The organism is Arthrobacter sp. BGA-UO-ETr-C19 (assembly GCF_059568005.1).
On record NZ_JCAQPC010000023.1, the window covers coordinates 417,066 to 435,709 of the forward strand.

Consider the following 18,644-nt stretch of genomic DNA (forward strand, 5'->3'; position numbering starts at 1 on the left):
CATAGTAAGGAGCCCAATGTGGCTGAAGGAAAATCCGTGACCACTGAGCGCGAGGCCGGACTGCTGGAGTCGGTGCCCACCGGGCTGCTGATCAACGGCGAATGGCGGGAGGCCTCCGGCGGAGGCACGTTCGACGTCGAAGACCCGGCCACCGGCAAGGTCCTGGCGACCCTGGCCTCGGCCACCAGCGCGGACGCCCTCGCCGCGCTTGACGCAGCGGACGCCGTCCAGGCGTCCTGGGCGCGGACCGCTCCGCGTGAAAGGGCCGAAATCCTGCGCCGTGCCTTCGAGCTGGTGACCAAACGCGCCGAGGACTTCGCCCTGCTCATGACCCTCGAGATGGGCAAGCCGCTGGCCGAAGCGCGGGGCGAGGTTGCCTACGCCGCCGAGTTCCTGCGCTGGTTCTCGGAGGAGGCGGTGCGGGACTACGGGCGGTACCTGACCACCCCCGAGGGCAAGAACAAGATCCTGGTGCAGCACAAGCCGGTGGGGCCGTGCCTGCTGATCACGCCGTGGAACTTCCCGCTGGCGATGGCCACCCGCAAGGTAGCGCCTGCCGTGGCGGCCGGATGCACCATGGTGCTCAAGCCGGCAAAGCTCACGCCCCTGACCTCCCAGCTCTTCGCGCAGGTGATGATGGAAGCGGGTCTGCCGGCCGGGGTGCTGAACGTCGTCTCGTCGTCGTCGGCTTCCTCCATCTCAGGACCTCTGCTGACGGACGCCCGGCTGCGGAAGATCTCCTTCACCGGCTCGACGCCGGTGGGCAAGCAGCTGATGGCGGAGGCGTCCCGGAACGTGCTGCGCACGTCGATGGAGCTCGGCGGCAACGCCCCGTTCATCGTGTTCGGGGACGCCGACCTGGACAAGGCAGTGCAGGGCGCGATGGCGGCGAAAATGCGGAACATGGGGGAGGCGTGCACCGCCGCCAACCGGTTCCTCGTGCACGAGTCCGTGGCGGAGGAGTTCACCGCCAGGTTCGCCGAGGCCATGAAGGCGCTTCGCCCCGGCCGCGGCACAGAGGCCGGCGTGACGGTTGGCCCGCTGATCGACGGCGGCGCCCGCAAGGATGTCCATGCCCTGGTCGAGGAAGCTGTCGCTTCGGGGGCCACGGTGGTCACCGGCGGGGCTCCGATAGAGGGGCAGGGATACTTCTACCAGCCCACGGTCCTGTCGGGCGTATCCAACACCGCCGAGATCCTGCGCACCGAGATCTTTGGCCCGGTCGCACCGATCACCACTTTCAGCACCGAGGAACAGGCCATCGCCATGGCCAACTCCTCTGAGTACGGCCTTGCCGCCTATCTCTACACCCGCGACTACGCGCGCATGTTCCGGGTGGCAGAGCAGATTGAGTTCGGCATGGTCGGCTTCAACGCCGGTGTCATCTCCAACGCCGCGGCACCCTTCGGCGGGGTGAAGCAGTCCGGCCTGGGACGCGAAGGCGGCTCCGAAGGCATCGCCGAGTACACCACCACGCAGTACATCGGCATCGCTGACCCCTACGCGTAAATCGACCGTATAACGCGAACGGACACTTGTGGCCCCAACGCCCGGCCCACAAGTGTCCGTTCGCGCCTGGAGCCTGTTACACCAGCGGCCACGGGTACCGCATGCCGGTGTGGTCCACCGGCAGCACCGGTTCGTGCAGCAGGCGCCGCACCCGGCGCTGCAGGGCCGCGACCTCCGAGCCGTCGAGGAGTTCGGTCACGTCGGCGGGCACGGCCTCGGCGAGCGGGGCGATGTCATCAATCAGGGCTTCGGGGATGGGGTCACCGGCGAAGTCCCAGATCACGGTGCGCAGTTTGAAGATTGCCGAGAAGCACAGCCCGTGGTCGATGCCCCACACCCGCCCGTCGTCGCCGCGCAGCACGTGCCCGCTCTTGCGGTCGGTGTTGTTGGCGACGTAATCGAACAGGGCGATCCGCGCCAGGTCGCGATGGGTTTCCGGAACATCGGCGTACAGGGTGAAGTAATGCTCACTGAAGTCGCAGTCGATGAACCACTGCAGCGACCCGACCCCCAGGGGGGCCTCCTCGCGGATCACCGTCGGCGGCACGATTCCCCAGCCCAGGGACTCGCTCAGCAGGTAGGCCGCACGCTCCCGCCGGTACAGTCCGGGCTCGAAATCGGACAGCGGCCGTTCTCCGGCCTCCGGCTTGTACACCGCATACGAGGAGTCGTCTCCGGAGGAGACCTCCACCAGGAACGTCTCGTTGCTGCTGCGCGGGATGCGTCCGAGGAGCTCGACCTGGCCCTCGGCGAGGAGGGTCAGCTCCCGGCCGGACACCGGCTGTCCCATGTCACCCTCTGTCCCATGTCACGGCACCTTGACCTTCACGCCCGCAGCCCGCTCAGCGGTTCCGACGTCGAATTCACCATGAGCACGGCGGGCGCCTGGCCGTCCGAATAGGAGATGGCCGAGACCGACCCCGGGCTGATCACGATTCTCTGGAAAAGGTCCAGGGGCGTGCCCAGGGCATTCGCGACTGCCGCCTTGATGGGATCGGCATGCGAAAAGCAGACGACGACGCCCCCGGCGTGCGCCGCGCACAGTACTTCAAGCGCCCCGACGATCCGCGCCTGCATCTGCGGAAAGCTCTCGCCGTTGGGGAAACGAAAGGCGGACGGGTTGTGCTGTACGGTCTGCCACTCCGGCAAGGCCGCCACTTCGGCGATCGCGGCGCCGGTCCAGTCGCCTTTGTCGCATTCGAGCAGGCCGTCGTCGTGGTTCACGTCCAGTCCTGTGCGGGCTGCGGTGGGCTCGGCGGTCTCGAAGGTGCGTTCCAGCGGCGAGGAATAGATGGCATCGACCGCCAGGCCCGCCAGCCGTTCCGCGACCCGCTCGGCCTGGGCCCGGCCCCGCTCGGACAGGTGCAGTCCCGGTGCCCGCCCCGGCAGCACCTTGCCCGTGGTGGGCGTCTCCCCGTGGCGCACCAGAAGCAGGAGCGTGCTTTCCGGTCTCGACGGCGGTCCCAGTGGTTCTTCCGAAGGCGGCGCCGGCGGCGTTGCTGCAGTCATCAGGATCTAAGCGTAGCGAGGAAATTGCTCGATTCCCTCTACCACCTAGGACTACGGTAGAGGGGTGAGTGATCGTCCCGATATCTTCACTGTTGGCGAACTGCGAGCTGCCGGCCATGTCCACAAGGACCTGCGCCACGAAATCCGCGACAACCTGATCGCCGCGCTCGCCGCGGGGCGCGACCCGTGGCCCGGGTTGTTCGGGTTCAGCCGGACCGTCCTGCCGCAGCTCGAGCGTGCCCTGATCGCCGGCCACGACGTCGTCCTGCTCGGCGAACGCGGGCAGGGCAAGACCCGGCTGCTCCGCACCCTGGCCGGGCTGCTGGACGAGTGGTCGCCCGTGATCGAGGAGTCTGAACTCAACGAGCACCCGTACGATCCGATCACCGAGCAGTCCCGCGCCCGTGCCCTCACCGAGGGGGACCGGATGCGGGTGGCATGGCGCCACCGCTCGGAACGGTACGTCGAAAAGCTTGCGACGCCGGACACCTCCGTCGCCGACCTCATCGGCGACGTCGACCCGATGCGCGTGGCCGAGGGCCGCCGTCTGGGGGACCCCGAGACAATCCACTACGGCCTGGTCCCGCGCTCCAACCGCGGGATCATCGCCATCAACGAGCTGCCCGACCTCGCCGAGCGGATCCAGGTGTCGATGCTCAACGTGATGGAGGAACGCGACATCCAGATCCGCGGCTACGTGCTGCGGCTGCCGCTTGACGTGCTCGTCGTCGCGTCCGCTAACCCCGAGGACTACACCAACCGCGGCCGGATCATCACGCCCCTGAAGGACCGCTTCGGCGCCGAAATCCGCACCCACTACCCGATCGAGCTCGATGACGAGGTCTCCGTCATCCGGCAGGAGGGGAAGCTGGTGGCCGACGTCCCGCCCGTCATCCTCGAGATCCTGGCCCGCTACACCCGCGCCCTGCGGCAGTCGCCGGCCATCAACCAGACCTCGGGGGTTTCCGCACGGTTCGCCATCGCCGGTGCCGAGACCGTCGCCGCGGCAGCCCTGCGCCGGGCCAGCGTGCGCGGGGAGGACGAGGCCGTGGCGCGCATCATCGACCTCGAGACCGCGGTGGAGGTCCTCACGGGAAAGATCGAGTTTGAGTCGGGTGAGGAAGGGCGCGAACAGGGCGTCCTGGACCACCTCCTGCGCACGGCCACGGCCGAAGCCGTCCGGGCGCACTTCCAGGGCCTCGACATGGGCCCGCTCGTGGCCGCCCTCGACGGCCACACCACCGTGACCACCGGGGACCAGGTCACGGCACAGGAGTTCCTCGAGAACCTTCCGTCCCTCAACGGATCAAGCCTCTACGACAAAATCAGTGAGCGCCTGGGCGCGAAAAACGACGGACAGCGAGCCGCCGCCGTCGAACTTGCACTGGAGGGCCTCTACCTCGCCCGGCGGATCTCCAAGGAGTCCGACGACGAGGAAACGGTCTACGGCTAAGTACAGTTTCTGCTCGGCACAGGAGGCATGATGACCCTTCACAACCGGTCCAGGTACGGCCGGTACGCCGGTGGTCCGGATCCGCTCGCCCCGCCGGTCGATCTGGCAGAGGCGCTCGACGCAATCGCCGAGGACGTCATGGCCGGCTACTCGCCGCGGCATGCCCTGCAGGAGTTCCTGCGGCGCGGCGGCCGGGACCGCGAAGGGCTCGACAACCTGGCCCGGCGCGTCCAGCAGCGGCGGAGTGAACTGCTGGGCCGGCACCGGCTGGACGGCACCCTCAACGAGGTCAGGAAGCTGCTCGACACCGCGGTGCTGGAGGAGCGCAAGCAGCTCGCCCGCGACGCCATGATGGACAACACCGAGCGCGCCTTCCGGGAGATGCAGCTGCAGAACCTGCCCCCGTCCACGGCGGCAGCGGTCAACGAACTGGCCTCCTATGACTGGCAGTCGAGCAGCGCCCGGGGAGCCTACGACAGGATCAAGGACCTGCTGGGCCGTGAAGTCCTTGACCAGCGGTTTGCCGGCATGAAGCAGGCGCTCGAAAACGCCACGGATGAGGACCGCGAAGCCGTCAGCGAGATGCTGCGCGACCTCAACGAACTGCTCGGCAAGCACCGCCGCGGCGAGGACACCGACGCGGATTTCCGGGAGTTCATGGCCAAGCACGGTGACTACTTTCCGGAGAATCCGCAGTCCGTCGAGGAACTGGTGGACGCCCTCGCCAAGCGCGCGGCCGCGGCCCAGCGGCTGCTGCAGTCGATGTCCCCCGAGCAGCGCGCCGAGCTGATGCGGCTGTCCGCCCAGGCGTTCGGCTCGGCCGAACTCATGGCCCAGCTCAACCAGCTCGACGACAGCCTGCGCGCCCTGCGGCCGGGCGAGGACTGGAACGGCTCCGAACGCTTCGGGGGCCAGGAAGGACTTGGGCTGGGAGACGGCACCGGCGTACTGCAGGACATCGCCGAGCTCGACGAACTGTCCGAACAGCTCTCCCAGCACTACAACGGGTCAACCCTCGATGACCTGGACCTGGATGCCCTGGCCCGCCAGCTCGGGCAGAACGCCGCGGTGACCGCCCGTACCCTCGCGGAGATCGAGCGGGCGATGCAGGACGGCGGCTACCTGCGGCGCGGGGCCGACGGTGACCTCAGGCTGTCACCCCAGGCCATGCGGCGGCTCGGGAAATCGCTGCTGCGGGACACCGCCAAGCAACTGTCCGGCCGGCAGGGCGGGCGGGATACGCGCGTCGCCGGGGCCGCCGGTGAGCAGACCGGTTCCAGCCGCCAGTGGGAGTTCGGCGACGCCGAGCCGTGGGACGTCACCCGCACCATCACCAACGCGATCCGGCGCACCATGGCCGACGGCGGTGATCCGGGCCGGGGACTGCACCTCGCCGTCGGCGACATCGAGGTGACGGAAACGGAGGCGCGGACCCAGGCCGCCGTCGTCCTGCTCGCTGACGTGTCCTTTTCCATGTCGGCCGAAGGACGGTGGGTGCCCATGAAACGCACGGCGCTCGCCCTGCACCACCTTGTCTCGACCCGGTTCCGCGGGGACCGGCTGCAGCTGGTCACGTTCGGCCGTTACGCGCAGTCCATGGACATCGGCGAGCTCACGGCCCTGCCGCCCCTGCGGGAACAGGGAACCAACCTGCACCACGGCCTGCTGCTGGCCGGCCGCTTCTTCCGCCAGCACCCGTCGATGCAGCCCGTCCTGCTCGTGGTGACCGACGGCGAGCCCACCGCCCATCTGCTGGCCGACGGCGAGTCATGGTTCTGCTGGCCGCCGGACCCGGAGACCATCCGCGTCACGATCGCGGAACTGGACCGGCTGGCGCGTGCCGGCACGCAGGCCACGTTCTTCCGGCTCGGCGACGACCCGGGACTTGAACGGTTCGTCCGGCGGCTGGCCCGCCGAATCGACGGCCGGGTGGTGGCGCCCGAAACCGGGGACCTTGGCGCCGCTGTTGTGGGGGAGTACCTCCGGGCCCACTTCCGAGGCCGCGCTTATGACGACGACTGGGCCGCCGGGATTTGAGGTCAGGCGGCTGCCAGCACAGGTGCGGCGACCGGGAGGGCTACCAGGGTGGGTGCCAGGATGCTGAACCGGTAGTCGCGCTGGAACGGATCGACCTGCAGCGGAAGGTGGTGGGAGCGGGCGCAGCCGCGGAGCTCCTCCATGGCCTGGGGCTCCACCTCGGCAAGGGTCATGTCGAGTTCCAGTGCCAGCCCCGGAACCAGCGAGTCGGCACGCTTCATGACGTCGTACAGGCCCTGAATGCTCTGGACAGTCACATGGCCCTGCGTCTTGACCCGGGCCTTGGCGCCGTCGAGGTCAACGCTGACCAGGACCCGCAGCTTCTCATTCACTAAGTTTTCTCCCCAATTTAGAAAGGGCCACCACGCTGTGGCCCCCGACTACGATAGACGAATGTGACGTGGCTAACAAGTCGGGGAGGTGGCGGCGCTAGGTCACCGCCGTAGCGTTGGCCGGGGAGCCTGTGGCTCCCGTGATGTTCAGCGGTTTGATGGTGACGAGCGCGTCCCAGCTCCCGGTGGCGTTCATGTGCCGGCTGAGTGGGCCGAGCTGCCAGAGTTCGCCCAGGGGGAGGCCGAGTTTGGCGAGGAGCTGCTGGTGCATCATGCCGTGGTCGTTGGGCGCCGTGTCCCGGAATGGGCTCGCCGGGACGGGCGGCAGGCATTCGACGGCGAAGTTGTCCGCCGCGATGACGGCGAACCGGTTGTCCCATGCCCAGGCGACGAACTCGGCCGATTGTTCGATGCCGCTGGCCCGGCGGCTGTCACGCTGGCTCTCCTTTTCCCCGGCGGGGAGCGCGAGGAACCACTCGGACCACCCTGTGTGGATCATGAGGATGTCCCCAGGCCGGAGAGTCAGGGACTGGGCCTCTGCTGCCGCCTGGATCAGGTTCAGGCCAAGAGACTGCCCGGCCGCATGGTCGATGGGCGTGCCCTGTTCCCGGCAATATCCGTCGACGTCCACCAGCACGCCCCGGCCGACGATGGGTTGCTCCGCCCACCCCTGGATGCCGAGGGCCGCTGTTCCTTCCCGGATGTCGTCGTCGGGCGTGCCGTTGTAGAAGCCGACGTCGTCCGCCCGGCGGTGCCGGAGGCCATCGATCTGGCTGGATCCCTGCAGGTAATACCCGTCCAGGAAGTCGTCCCGGTGGGCGGGGTGTGCCGAGTAGATCGTGTGCCGGGGAGCGCGCCGTTTCAGGGACATCCCGGGGTCGAACGCGTCGGCGGAGTAGTCGAGGCCGAAGACGGTGCCGGTCCTGACGCAGCCGGCCGCGTCCCGGACGGAATCGGGCCGGATAAAGGACGGCGTGCCGCGCCCGGCGTCGGGAAACAGACCCCACGACGTGCCCGAAAGCTGCCCTTCCCGTTCCAGAAGTGCCTCGTAGGAGGGGTAGGTTGCGCCGGATTCCGTGGAGGTCATGGCGTGCGGGCTTCCTGCTGCGGGCTGTTCTGTTTCGCGGGCGCCTTGTAACTGAGCAGGAAACCGGCGATGGCACAGACGGACGCGGCGATGCATGCCGGGCCCTTGACGGCCTCGTTGAGTGTCACCAGCCAGTCACCCTGCCCGGTGATCAGGGCGAGGGCCTGCCCGGCCACGAAAACTATTCCGGCGATGAGGAGTGCCGCGAGGCTGACCACGAAGATGGCGTTGACGGTGTGTCGTAACTTCTGCATTTCCACGCTTCCTTAGATCGGCAGGACACCGACGGCGATCAGCACGCCGATGGCCAGCAGCGGCAGGGCGTAGAGGACGAACAGGCGGGCAAACGTTTTGTACGGGTCTACGTCGGCGATGCCGCACGCGACGTACAGCGGAGCGCCGCCGGGCGGCACAGCCGCCTCGCAGGAGGAAAAGACCAGCACCGCGACTGCCGCGGTGGTCGCCGGGACGCCGGCGGCCACCAGCGTGGCCACACCCACGGTTCCGACGGCGGCCATGGTCGCCGTCGCGGACAGCGGTGCCGCCACGGCGATGACAATCAGGCCGATCAGGATGGCCAGCAGCCACAGCGGCAGGTTGAACTGGTTCAGCAGCGCCGTCATCTGCTTGGGCAGTCCGGTGGCGGCCAGGGCGTTGGCGCCGGCGAAGGCGAAAACCACCGTGACGCCGACGACGCCGAAGCGAGGCGCGGACTGCTGCAGGAAATCCCAGTAGGCCTTGCCTCCGCGCGGCAGCCTTTTCCGTCCCAGGATGAGGCCCGTGATGATCAGGACCACGGGGATCCAGACGATGACGCTGACGGACTTGGCTACGTCCGAGCCCGTCCAGTCGGAAAGGGCCTTGGCGATTGCACCGGAGGTGAGGATCAGCGGGATGGCCACCACGACGAACAGGACCATGGTGGCCCAGCCCTGGGCGAAGGCCCGCCGGACAGGCGTCCGGTGCGCCGCATCGAGGGGTGCCATGTCGCTCCTGCGGATCAGCACGTAGGTGACGATCAGGCGGTGCAGGAAGCACCAGAGCCCGCCGAGCAGCAGGGGAAGGACGAGGTCGTTGACCTTTAGCAGCGGCCCGACGGTGGAGGATCCCACAAGGACGAACATCGAGGCGCTGAACGGGAAGGTGATGCCCATGCCTGCGTTACCTGCCACGAGCGTTGCGGCGGACGGCTTGTCGAGGCGGGACTTTTCCATCCACGGGATGGTCACCGAGCCCACGGTCGCGGCGATCGCGGCCTGGTTGTGGACCACCCCGCCCAGGCCGGCCGACGCGACCGTGGAGACCCACGCCGGGCCGCCTTTGACCCCACCGATCAGGGAGTTCAGCAGGTCGATCAGCCGGTCCAGCACGCCGGTCCGCTCCAGGAGGTAACCCATGAAGACGAACGCCATGGTGGCATAGACGATCTCATCGGTAATGGCGTCGTAGAACGCGTCCCAGCCGACCTGGGCGGCGGCCCCGGTGAACGGAAGGACAACGAGGAATCCGAGGAGCATCGCTTCGCCGACGCTGCGTTTGATGACGGTCGTCCAGAGCAGGATGACAGCCAGATAGGCTCCCAGTGCCCAGATGCCGATCATCGGGCTGCTCCTTCGGGGTGTTCGTTTGCTTCCGGGTTCATCCTTGATTCCCTGTTCATTGATTCTGCCTCATGCGCGGTCAGCGCAGGGCCGCCTCCGGTGCCGATGCTGCCGCGATCCGCGCAAGGGCGGCCGCTGAGGCTTCCGTCATTTCCGCGGGGACGCCGAGCTCGCCAAGATAGTCAGCGGTGTCCTGCATTTCCCGCGACCTGCGTACGGCGTGCTTTGACGTTCCGGTGAGGAACCTGTCGATGACGGCCTGGCCGTCCCCGGCGAGCTGGCGGGCGATCTGCTCCCGGATCCAGCTTTCAAGCCCGGCAGCCCGGCCGGCGGTAACCGCTTCGACAACCACCGAGGCCAGGCCCTTCATCAGGACGCTGCGCAGCAGCTTGTGGGACATGGCCGCCCCCGGCCCGCCGTCGGCGGTTTCGACGCCGGCACCCAGCGGCGCCAGAAGCTGCACCACCGCGGCGGATCCGGGACCGCTGACCATGAGCGGGGTTTTGGCGCCGAGGGCAGCGACGGGCCCAAGGATCGCGACGTCGGCGAACTGGACCTGGCCGGCCTGCCGGCCAAGTTCCTCCATCACGGCGGGGGACGACGACGTGAAGTCCGCGTAGGTGCTGCCGGCCGGGAGCACTGACAGACACTCCTTGGCCACGCTGCGGGCAGCCGCGGCACCGGTGAGCACCAGCACGATGTCCGCGCCCTGGCAGGCTTCGGCGGAGGTGGCTGCCCGCGTTGTTCCGGCCGGGGTGTTCGGGGCCACGGGGTCAAAGCCGGTGACCTGGTGGCCGGCCGCTACCAGCGCGGAGGCGTAGGCCGCACCTGCTTCGCCCAGGCCGATGATGGTGCACTTTGTCATGAGACTTGTTCCTTACTTACTGGGCGTTCGCTACTGGCCGCGGGCGGCGATGATCGACGCCCGGCGGTTGGTTTCGTCGGCGAAAACCGCTTCGGCTGCTTCCGCAACGGCTGAGGCCTGCTCGCTGGGGATGACCACGATGCCGTCGGAGTCGCCGATGATGATGTCGCCGGGCAGGACGGGAACGCCGCCGAAGGCGATGGGGCCGCCGAGCCGGTGCGGCCCGTTCTTGTACGGGCCTGCCGGGGTGACCGCACGGGCGAAGACCGGCATGCCGATCTCGCCGAGGGCCTCGGCATCGCGGGCCGCGCCGTCAAGGGCGAAGCCGGCGATGCCGAGGTTGATGGCGCGCTCGCCGATCAGCTCACCGAGGAGGGCGCGGGACTCGTCGCCGCCGCCCGCAACAACGATGACGTCCCCCGGCTGCGCCAGCTTCAGCGCTTCGTGGATGCCCTGGTTGTCCCCGGGGCGGGTCCATACGGTGAACGCGGGTCCGGCGATTTTCGCGCCGGGCCAGACCGCCTGGATCGCGGAATCCGCCACACCAAGGCGGTCCACCGCGTCTCCGATGTTCGCGGCGGGCAGCTTGGCCAGCCGATTGATGAGTTCCTGGTCCGGGCGGGTGAAGGAGGTGTCCTGAAGGGCGGGGGTGGTCATGGCGGTGTCTTCCCTGGTTGTGTTGGTTTGAGCTGGGACGGGCGGTCTGGGCCGTACGCGGGCGGGCTAGTCCTTCTTCTGGACCATTGGCAGGACCTTCTTGAAGTCCGCTTCCTGTCCTGCCCAGAACGTCTGGTAGTCCTTGCCGGAGAGGTAGCTGGTCTGCAGGCCAAGGTCGTTCATCTTCCTGATGACCTCGGGGTCCTCGATGGCCTTCTGGAGGGCAGCTTCGAGCTTCTTGGCGATGGCGTCCGGCAGGCCGGCGGGGGCGGAGTAGCCGCGGGCGGTGCCGGCTTCGACGTCGTAGCCGCTTTCCTTGAACGTGGGAACGTCCGGCAGCGACGGGGAGCGCTCGGCGGTCATGATGCCCAGGACGCGGGCCTTGTTCTGCTTGGTCAGGTCGGTGACGTCGCTGACGTTGGCCACGAGGATGTCGACGTGCTTGCCAAGGAATGCCGTGGTGGCCTGGGAGGCACCTTCCGAGAAGTGGACCGGTGCGAACTCGGCGCCGGTGGCCTCCTGGATCTGGGCCAGCGCGAAGTGCTCGCCGGTCTGCAGGCCGGTGGTGCTCGCAGTGAGGGACTTGGGCTTGGCCTTGGCGGCGTCGAGCAGTTCCTTCAGCGTTTTGTACGGGCTGTCCGGCTGGACGGCGATGACGGCCGGGTCAATGACCTGGCGGCCCAGGGGCTGGAAGCTGCTGCGCGTGTATTTTGCGCCGCGGCTGGGGTCCAGCGGGGACACGACGACGGACGGGGAGCCGGTGGCGCCAATCGTGTAGCCGTCAGGCTTGGCGCTGGTCAGCTGGGTGTAGCCGATCTGGCCGCCGGCGCCGGGCTTGTTGATGACCTCGACGTTGGTGCCGAGTTCCTTCTCCAGGACGGGCTGGACCAGCCGGGCCGCGGTGTCCACGGCGCCGCCGGAGGAGAAGGCGACGATGAGGTCGATGGACTTGCCTTTCTTAGGGAAGTCACCGCCGGCGGCTGAGGTTGCGCCGGCATTGGCGCCGCATCCGGTGAGGGCGAGCAGGGCTGCTCCGGCGATGGCCGCGGTGATTTTGGCGCGTGACTGGTTCTTGCGTGACAAGTTCTTCTCCTTCGAAGAGGGTGATTGTTTGTTGGGGGGAGGTTGTTTCTTGAGGGGAGTGCGGGCGGTTTAGGTTTCGGGGTCGTCGTCCATCAGGGCCTTGGGCTTGCGGAGCTTCAGCAGCGGGCTGCAGATGATCAGGACGCCGACGATGATCAGGACCAGGGAGATCGGCCGGTTGAGGAAGATGCTGAAATCGCCCTGGGAGATTTCCAGTGATTCACGCAGCGACCGTTCCATCAGCGGACCCAGAACCAGGGTGAGGACCATGGGGGCCAGCGGGATCTCCAAGTGCCGAAGGGCCAGGCCCAGCAGGCCGAAACCGATCATCACGAAGACGTCGAAGACGCTGAAGTTGATGGTGTAGGCGCCGATGACCATAAAGAGCAGGATCAGCGCGGTCAGGATCGGGGCCGGGACCCGCAGGATCGAGGTCCACAGCCCCACCAGGGGGACGTTGAGCAGCACGAGCAGGAGGTTGCCGATGAAGAGGCTGGCGATGATTGCCCAGGCGATTTCGGAGTGCTCGGTGAACAGTGTCGGTCCGGGAGTGAGGCCCTGCTGGAGGAAAGCCCCCATGAGGACAGCGATGGTCGGGGAGGCGGGGATGCCGAGGGTGAACAGGGGGATGAGCGCGGCGTTGGCGTGGGCGTTGTTGGCTGTTTCCGGCCCGGCAACGCCTTCAACGGCGCCCTTGCCCAGCTCGTTCCGGTGCTTGGAGAACTTCTTCTCGGCGCCATAGGAGAGCAGTGACGCGACCGATCCGGTCATGCCGGGGATCAGGCCAAGCCCGAAGCCTATGCCGGTTCCGCGGGCCATGGAAGGCGCGCTGCGGCGCCACTCCTTGCCCGTGGGCAGCAGGGACCGGAAGCCGGGGGCGTGCACGGCGGCCGGAGCCGCGCCCTTGCGGTAGGAGAGGATCTCGGACAGGCCGAAGACACCGACGATGACGGCCACGAAGCTCACGCCGTCCAGGAGCCGGTCCATGCCGAACGTGAAGCGGGGGGCGCCGGCGACAGGGTCGATGCCGACCATGGAGATCAGCAGGCCCAGGGCTCCGGAGATCAGGGCCTTGACCATGGATTTTCCGGCCAGCGCCACGAGCAGGGAGATGCCGACGACCATGAGGGCGAAGAACTCCGGCGGACCGACCAGGAGGCCGAGCTCGCCCAGGGGTTTGGCGGCGGCGACAAGCCCGAGCGTGGCGATGGTGCCGCCGACGAAGGAACCGATGGCGGCGATGGTCAGGGCCGCTCCGGCCTTGCCCATCTTTGTCATCGCATGGCCGTCAATGGTGGTGATGGCCGATGCCGCCTCACCCGGGGTGTTCAGCAGCACGCTGGTGATGGTTCCCCCGTAGGCCGTGCCGTAGAAGATGGCACAGAGCATGATGATCGAGCCGGTGGGGTCCATGTTCAGCGTGAGCGGGATCAGCAGCGCGACGCCGGCCACCGGGCCGATGCCCGGCAGGACGCCGATCACGGTACCCAGCAGGCAGCCCAGGAACGCAAAGATGAGGTTCTGCCATGTCAGCGCGGCCGCGAAGCCGTTCAGCAGTTCATTGAGGGTGTCCATGTCTAGAGTCCGATCAGGTTCAGGACGGGAATAGAGGAGACAGGCAGGGCCACGTTCAGTCCGTAGTTGAAGGCGTAGAAAGCTCCGACGCTTCCCGCCAGGGCGGTCAGCAGGGCGGACAGCCAGCCCCGCTTGCCCCGGATCTTCAGGTGGTACATCAGGAAGAGGAACATGCTCAGCTGGAAGCCGAGCAGGTCCAGCAACGCTGCCAGCAGCACAAGGCTGACGACGACGGCGAGCACCAGTCCGCCGTCGGCCTTTTCGCCTGCCGCGCTGGGGCGCTTGAGCTCCTGAAGCAGCCACAGGACTGACATCGAGGCGAGCACCGCGCCCATGGCGAACGGGAACATCCCGGGTCCGGGACCCAGGGAGGTCCAGAGGCCGAGGCCCACTGAGCTGACAAGTACGTAGGCGCCCAGTGCCCCGAAGGCGGCGATCCCGGCCAGGACGCTGCGCGCTGGCCTCGCCCGGGCGGGGGACTGGGTCATGGTCGACTCCGTTGTCATCAAAATGCCTTCCAATTGCTTTCATAGAATGAAAGTGTCTTACGTCAGAAGAAATAGTGACACGGCCCACAGGGACTGTCAAGCGGGTCGAGGGAGACTGGAACTTACATAGAATGAAAGAATGACGGTCACCAATGCGCAGCCCGCCACTGCAGCGGACGACGGCGGTAAGCCCTCCAACATGCGCTCGCTGTCGCGGGCATTGGAGGTGTTTGCGGAACTGCAGCGGGCGGACCGCCCCCAGCGGCTCAGCGATCTGGCGCGGAACTGCGGCATGAGCCTGCCCACCACTCTGCGTATCCTGCGCGTGCTGCAGGATTTCGGGATGGTCAGCCAGACCGACAAGACCTACCGGATCGGCCCGGCCGTGCTGCCCGCGGCCCGCAGCTACATAGAGAACGACCCCTTGGTCACCGCGTCCCGCCCGGTGCTCCAGCAGGTGGCGGCGCAGACCGGAATGACGGCGTCCCTCTACACCCGCCTTGGCTTTGAGCGCATCCTGGTGGTCCGTGTCGACGGTGACGCCCCGCTCCGGTACGACATGCCGCTCGGAAAGCGGCTTCCCCTGACCGTCGGCGCCGCCGGCAAGATCCTGCTGGCCGGCGCGCCGGACGAACACCTCCAGGACGTGGTTCAGGGCGCAGTTGCGGCCGGGCACGAAAGTCCTACCTTCAGTCTGGCCGAACTCAAGGCCCGCCTGCCCGAGCCCGGGACGGACTACGCCTACTCGTCCGACGAGCGCGCCACCGGGGTGCTCTCGGTGGCGATTGCGATCAACAGGTCCGGGCTGCCCAGTGAATCCATCGCCTTGACCAGCCCGGTGGAAGCCGCCACCGAGGAGGGGCTGAAGGCGGGCGTCCCCGAACTGCGGCGGGCTGCAAACCGGCTCTCTGAACTGCTCGAGGGCAGTGTCTACTGAGGAAAGCGGGTCTCCGAATGGCACAGATGCCGCCTGCCACCATCGAGGTGAGTGACGCCGTCGTCCACGCCCTCATCCGGGACCAGCGGCCGGACCTTGCCGCGCGGTCCCTCATGCGGGTCGCCACTGGCTGGGACAACGCGACCTTCCGGCTCGGCAGCGATCTGGCGGTCCGGCTGCCGCGCCGGGCCGAAGCCGTGCCGCTGATCCTGCATGAGCAGCTGTACCTTCCGGGCATCGCAGGCCGGTCCACGGTTCCGGTGCCCGTCCCCGTCCATGCCGGGCAGCCGGCGTCGGACTTTCCCTGGCCGTGGAGCATCGTGCGGTGGGTTCCCGGCGCACCGGCGGTCGACGTCACGCCGGCGGACCGTGCGCCGGCGGCTGATGGCCTGGCTGCCTTCCTGAAGTCGCTTCACGTGCCCGCGGATGCAACGGTTCCGGTGAATCCTGTCCGCGGGGTGCCGCTGGTGGACCGGAACGCGGCGGTGCTGGAAAGGCTCGCGGACCGGGACCGCTACCCGCAGGCGGCGGGGCTGCGAGCGGTATGGGCGCGGGCCCGTGCCGCCCTGGCATGGGCTGGTCCGGCCATGATGCTCCACGGGGACCTGCATCCGGCCAACATTCTGCTGGCGGCCGACGGATCCCTGGCCGGCGTGCTCGACTTCGGCGATGTAGGGGCCGGGGACCCCGCCGTCGATCTTGCGGTGGGCTGGTTAATGTTCGACGCCGGCGCGCGGCAGCGCTTCATCGGCGCCTTTGGCACCTCGGTGGATAGGGACACCTGGACGCGTGCCCGCGGCTGGGCACTCGTCCTGTCCACCGCCATGCTGAGCAACTCCGACGACAATCTGCGGATGTACTCCGTGGGGGAGTTCGGGATCCGGCAGGTCCTGGCGGGCTGAACCGGCGTTTTGCGCGGGCCGGGGCGGTAGGGTGGGCCACATGGAGATGCGCCTCGAAGTTGTGCAAGTGCCGGTAGCCGACGTGGACGCTGCGAAGTCGTTCTACGTGGAGAAGCTGGGCTTCGTCCTGGACCACGATGTGGAGCACATCCCGGGAATGAGGGTGGTGCAGCTGACGCCGCCCGGTTCGGCTGCCTCGATCGTCATCGGGACGGGCATGACCAGCATGGCGCCGGGGAGCCTGGAAGGGCTGCAGCTCGTGGTGCCCGACATTGAGGCTGTCCGCGCCGAACTGCAGGAGCGCGGCGCCGGCATCAGTGACGTCCAGGACATGGGCGGGGTGCAGTTCGCCTTCCTCAGCGACCCGGACGGCAACCGCTGGGTCATCCAGGGCGCGACGCCTCCCGAGGTCAAGAGCGCGCACCTGGACCCCGCGCCGTAGCACCCGGCGCGCGCCGCCGCCGCTACTCGTTGACGATGCCTATTCGTTGACGAGGACGGGGACGCCCACGGCGGCGGAGACCGCTTTGCCTCGGAGGTTTTCCGGGACAGGGACGCTGAACTTTTCGGTCTCTGACGGCGGTCCGGAGTGGCTATGGCCGTCTTCCTCGGCGTGGTGTACGTAGCGGCCCGTGCCGAGCAGCCTGCCCTGTTTGTCGTAGAAGCCGGCCAGGACCTGCAGCTCGAGCAGGTCGCTGACATCGCTGGTGATGCGGATTGTTCCGCGGGCGCCGGTGGGGGTGAAGGCCAGCTGCTCAAGGACGAACCGGTCATCGAAGGCTCCCTTGACCTGGACGGCCCGGCCCTTCTGGGGATTCGCCGTCTGCAGCGCGGGGAGTTCGGGTTCCCCGGATGCCGGAACCAGGCCCGGCAGCGTTGTCTGGACGGTCGCTACCGGATGTGGCGTTTCGGCGGATGCCGGGCCTGCGGGCTGGCTGAGCGTCCCCGCGAGGACAGCGGCCGCAGCCAGCAGTGTTGCGCCGCCCACGAGGACGGCCTTCGTTTTGGGGTGCATGTGGGTGTTCCTGTCCTGGAAGGATGGGGCATGGTTCCGGTGGCCGGGGCGGCCCAGCGTCCCCGGCCACCGGTTTTCTTATTGCTTAGCTGAGTCGCAGGGCGTCGCCGACAATGGTGAAGAGATCGGTGTTGTCTACGCTGCCCTGGAGCTTTTCCGAGCCCGAGCCGAAGGAGAAGACGGGGACATCCGCTCCGGTGTGGTTGCCGGAAAGGTAGGTCAGCCACAGGCTGGCGTCCTTGGATCCGTCCTGTACGCCGGCGGCGTCATCGGGGGTGCGGAACGTGGCAGGGGCGAAGTTGTGCGGATCCGACGAACCTGCCCCGTTGATGATGCCGGTGGAGCGGGTGGCGTCCTTGGTGTTGCCGCCCGCACGGGTGGGCGTGGAGTTGTTCGCCGTATTGCCGCTGTCCACATTTGCGGGCGGGTTCGCTGCTTCGGCGTTGGTGAAGGAGCCCTTTTCGATGATGTTGAACCCGGCGCACTCGTGGTCTGCGGTCACGATCACGAGGGTGTTGCCGTCCTTCTGGGCGAAGTCCATGGCCGCGGCGACGGCGTCGTCGAAGGCCTTGATCTCTTCCAGGGTCTGGGCCGCGTCATTGGCATGGGAGCGCTTGTCGATGAGTGCGCCTTCGACCTGGAGGTAGAAGCCGTTGCCTTTGCTGCCGGAGCCGAGCAGGTCGATGGACTTTTTGGTCATTTCGGCCAGGGTCGGTTCCTGGGCCTGTGGCGCCGAGGGGTTGTCCTGCTTCGATTTCTCCACGGTCAGGTTGCCCTTGTTGAACAGGCCAAACACCTTGTCCCCTGCTGCTGAGGCGAGGTCGGTCTTGGTTGCCACAGACTGCGAGGCGGGGGAGCCGAGTACCGTGTAGCCCTGGTCGCGGAGGGCCTTCTCGTCAGCGGTGTCGAAGCGGCTCAGGCCGCCGCCGAGGATCACGTCCGCGGTGCCGTTGCGGGCGATCTGGTCCGCGATCGGGGTAACGCGAAGGTCGCTGGTGGCAAGGGGCGAACCGGTGATGGTGGTGTCCTGGCAGGCGGCCGCGGAGTACACGGGTCCCTGGCAGCCGCGGGCCAGGGCGTGGCTCATCTGCCCGGCAGGGGTGGCGTCGGTGATTTCGGCGGTGGAGACGTTGCCGGTGCGGTAGCCGGCTTGCTTCGCCATTTCCATGAGCGTCGGGACGGAGGTCCCCTTGGCGTCCACGCCCAGGGCGGCGTTGTAGGTCTTGACACCGGATGCCCACGCGGTGGCAGATGATGCGGAGTCGGTGACGTAGTTCGGGCGGAAACCTTCCTGCCCGGGCTGGCCAGAGTTTTTTTCCACGGAATAGGTGCTGACGTAGCCGTGGGCTGGCAGCCTTTCCATGTTCAGTTTGCCGTCGGCACCGTAGAAGCGTTCACGGCCGGCGGTGACATGGGTGCGGCCCATGCCGTCTCCGACCAGATAGATGACGTTCTTCACACGGCCGTTGTCAGCGGCGTCGTTGGCTGCGCTGGCGGGGGAGCCAGCGGCGGCCAGCCCGGCAAGGGCGGCTACTGCAACAAGCGTCGCCGATGCGGACACAGAAAATGTGCGTTTCATGTGGAGGTTCTCCCA

19 protein-coding genes are annotated in these 18,644 nt (G+C 67.7%); 6 read left to right on the forward strand and 13 right to left on the reverse strand.

The annotated features are described in order from the left end of the window. Positions 1-36: 36 nt before the first annotated feature. Positions 37-1,509, forward strand: coding sequence for an NAD-dependent succinate-semialdehyde dehydrogenase (locus AC57BR_RS18000; protein WP_496362995.1), 1,473 nt, complete (start codon positions 37-39; stop codon positions 1,507-1,509). A gap of 76 nt (positions 1,510-1,585) precedes the next feature. On the opposite strand, the gene AC57BR_RS18005 is transcribed toward AC57BR_RS18000, so the two are convergent. After that, positions 1,586-2,299, reverse strand: coding sequence for an SCO1664 family protein (locus AC57BR_RS18005; RefSeq protein ID WP_496362997.1), 714 nt, complete (start codon positions 2,297-2,299; stop codon positions 1,586-1,588). 35 nt (positions 2,300-2,334) lie between these two features. Then, positions 2,335-3,018: an MSMEG_4193 family putative phosphomutase gene (locus AC57BR_RS18010; RefSeq protein ID WP_496362999.1), complete on the reverse strand. Its 684-nt coding sequence runs from the start codon at positions 3,016-3,018 to the stop codon at positions 2,335-2,337. 64 nt (positions 3,019-3,082) lie between these two features. Between AC57BR_RS18010 and AC57BR_RS18015 the strand changes: the two genes are divergently transcribed. Both AC57BR_RS18015 and AC57BR_RS18020 read left to right on the forward strand, forming a co-directional pair. Further along, a complete protein-coding gene (locus AC57BR_RS18015) occupies positions 3,083-4,471 on the forward strand; it encodes a sigma 54-interacting transcriptional regulator (protein ID WP_496363001.1) in 1,389 nt (462 codons plus the stop codon). A gap of 30 nt (positions 4,472-4,501) precedes the next feature. Further along, positions 4,502-6,508 carry a vWA domain-containing protein gene (locus AC57BR_RS18020; protein ID WP_496363003.1) on the forward strand — a complete coding sequence of 669 codons (2,007 nt, stop codon included), beginning with the start codon at positions 4,502-4,504 and terminating at the stop codon, positions 6,506-6,508. 2 nt (positions 6,509-6,510) lie between these two features. Here the strand turns inward: AC57BR_RS18020 and AC57BR_RS18025 are convergent, their stop codons facing one another. From AC57BR_RS18025 to AC57BR_RS18065, 9 genes are all read right to left on the reverse strand, one after another. Beyond that, positions 6,511-6,840, reverse strand: a complete 330-nt coding sequence (locus tag AC57BR_RS18025) for a hypothetical protein (protein ID WP_496363005.1) — start codon at positions 6,838-6,840, stop codon at positions 6,511-6,513. Between the two features lie 97 nt (positions 6,841-6,937). Continuing rightward, complete coding sequence (locus AC57BR_RS18030) at positions 6,938-7,927, reverse strand: cyclase family protein (protein ID WP_496363007.1); 990 nt, start codon at positions 7,925-7,927, stop codon at positions 6,938-6,940. Next, positions 7,924-8,181 carry a hypothetical protein gene (locus AC57BR_RS18035; RefSeq protein WP_496363009.1) on the reverse strand — a complete coding sequence of 86 codons (258 nt, stop codon included), beginning with the start codon at positions 8,179-8,181 and terminating at the stop codon, positions 7,924-7,926. Before AC57BR_RS18035 ends, AC57BR_RS18030 begins: the two co-directional genes overlap by 4 nt. 12 nt (positions 8,182-8,193) lie before the next feature. After that, positions 8,194-9,528, reverse strand: coding sequence for a TRAP transporter large permease subunit (locus AC57BR_RS18040; RefSeq protein ID WP_496363011.1), 1,335 nt, complete (start codon positions 9,526-9,528; stop codon positions 8,194-8,196). A gap of 79 nt (positions 9,529-9,607) precedes the next feature. Next, positions 9,608-10,393 (reverse strand): NAD(P)-dependent oxidoreductase, encoded by a 786-nt coding sequence (locus AC57BR_RS18045; RefSeq protein WP_496363013.1) that lies wholly within the window; start codon positions 10,391-10,393, stop codon positions 9,608-9,610. Positions 10,394-10,423: 30 nt separating this feature from the next. Next, positions 10,424-11,050: an RraA family protein gene (locus AC57BR_RS18050; RefSeq protein WP_496363015.1), complete on the reverse strand. Its 627-nt coding sequence runs from the start codon at positions 11,048-11,050 to the stop codon at positions 10,424-10,426. A gap of 66 nt (positions 11,051-11,116) precedes the next feature. Further along, the gene (locus AC57BR_RS18055) at positions 11,117-12,133 is read right to left on the reverse strand and encodes a tripartite tricarboxylate transporter substrate binding protein (protein WP_496363017.1); all 1,017 of its coding nucleotides are present in this window, start codon (positions 12,131-12,133) and stop codon (positions 11,117-11,119) included. Positions 12,134-12,202: 69 nt separating this feature from the next. Then, entirely contained in the window at positions 12,203-13,708 is a 1,506-nt protein-coding gene (locus tag AC57BR_RS18060) for a tripartite tricarboxylate transporter permease (protein WP_496363019.1), read from the reverse strand. 2 nt (positions 13,709-13,710) lie between these two features. Then, positions 13,711-14,214 (reverse strand): tripartite tricarboxylate transporter TctB family protein, encoded by a 504-nt coding sequence (locus tag AC57BR_RS18065; protein WP_496363021.1) that lies wholly within the window; start codon positions 14,212-14,214, stop codon positions 13,711-13,713. A 121-nt stretch (positions 14,215-14,335) separates the two neighbouring features. Here AC57BR_RS18065 and AC57BR_RS18070 point away from each other — a divergent pair, with 121 nt between their 5' ends. The 3 genes from AC57BR_RS18070 to AC57BR_RS18080 are packed head-to-tail and all read left to right on the forward strand — an operon-like array spanning position 14,336 to position 16,477. Then, positions 14,336-15,133 (forward strand): IclR family transcriptional regulator, encoded by a 798-nt coding sequence (locus AC57BR_RS18070; protein WP_496363023.1) that lies wholly within the window; start codon positions 14,336-14,338, stop codon positions 15,131-15,133. Between the two features lie 17 nt (positions 15,134-15,150). Further along, the gene (locus AC57BR_RS18075; protein WP_496363025.1) at positions 15,151-16,035 is read left to right on the forward strand and encodes an aminoglycoside phosphotransferase family protein; all 885 of its coding nucleotides are present in this window, start codon (positions 15,151-15,153) and stop codon (positions 16,033-16,035) included. Positions 16,036-16,075: 40 nt separating this feature from the next. Continuing rightward, positions 16,076-16,477: a VOC family protein gene (locus AC57BR_RS18080; RefSeq protein ID WP_496363027.1), complete on the forward strand. Its 402-nt coding sequence runs from the start codon at positions 16,076-16,078 to the stop codon at positions 16,475-16,477. A 39-nt stretch (positions 16,478-16,516) separates the two neighbouring features. On the opposite strand, the gene AC57BR_RS18085 is transcribed toward AC57BR_RS18080, so the two are convergent. Together AC57BR_RS18085 and AC57BR_RS18090 are read right to left on the reverse strand one after the other, a co-directional pair. Next, positions 16,517-17,050, reverse strand: a complete 534-nt coding sequence (locus tag AC57BR_RS18085; RefSeq protein WP_496363029.1) for a hypothetical protein — start codon at positions 17,048-17,050, stop codon at positions 16,517-16,519. Between the two features lie 85 nt (positions 17,051-17,135). Then, positions 17,136-18,629 (reverse strand): alkaline phosphatase, encoded by a 1,494-nt coding sequence (locus AC57BR_RS18090; RefSeq protein WP_496363031.1) that lies wholly within the window; start codon positions 18,627-18,629, stop codon positions 17,136-17,138. Positions 18,630-18,644 lie beyond the last annotated feature (15 nt).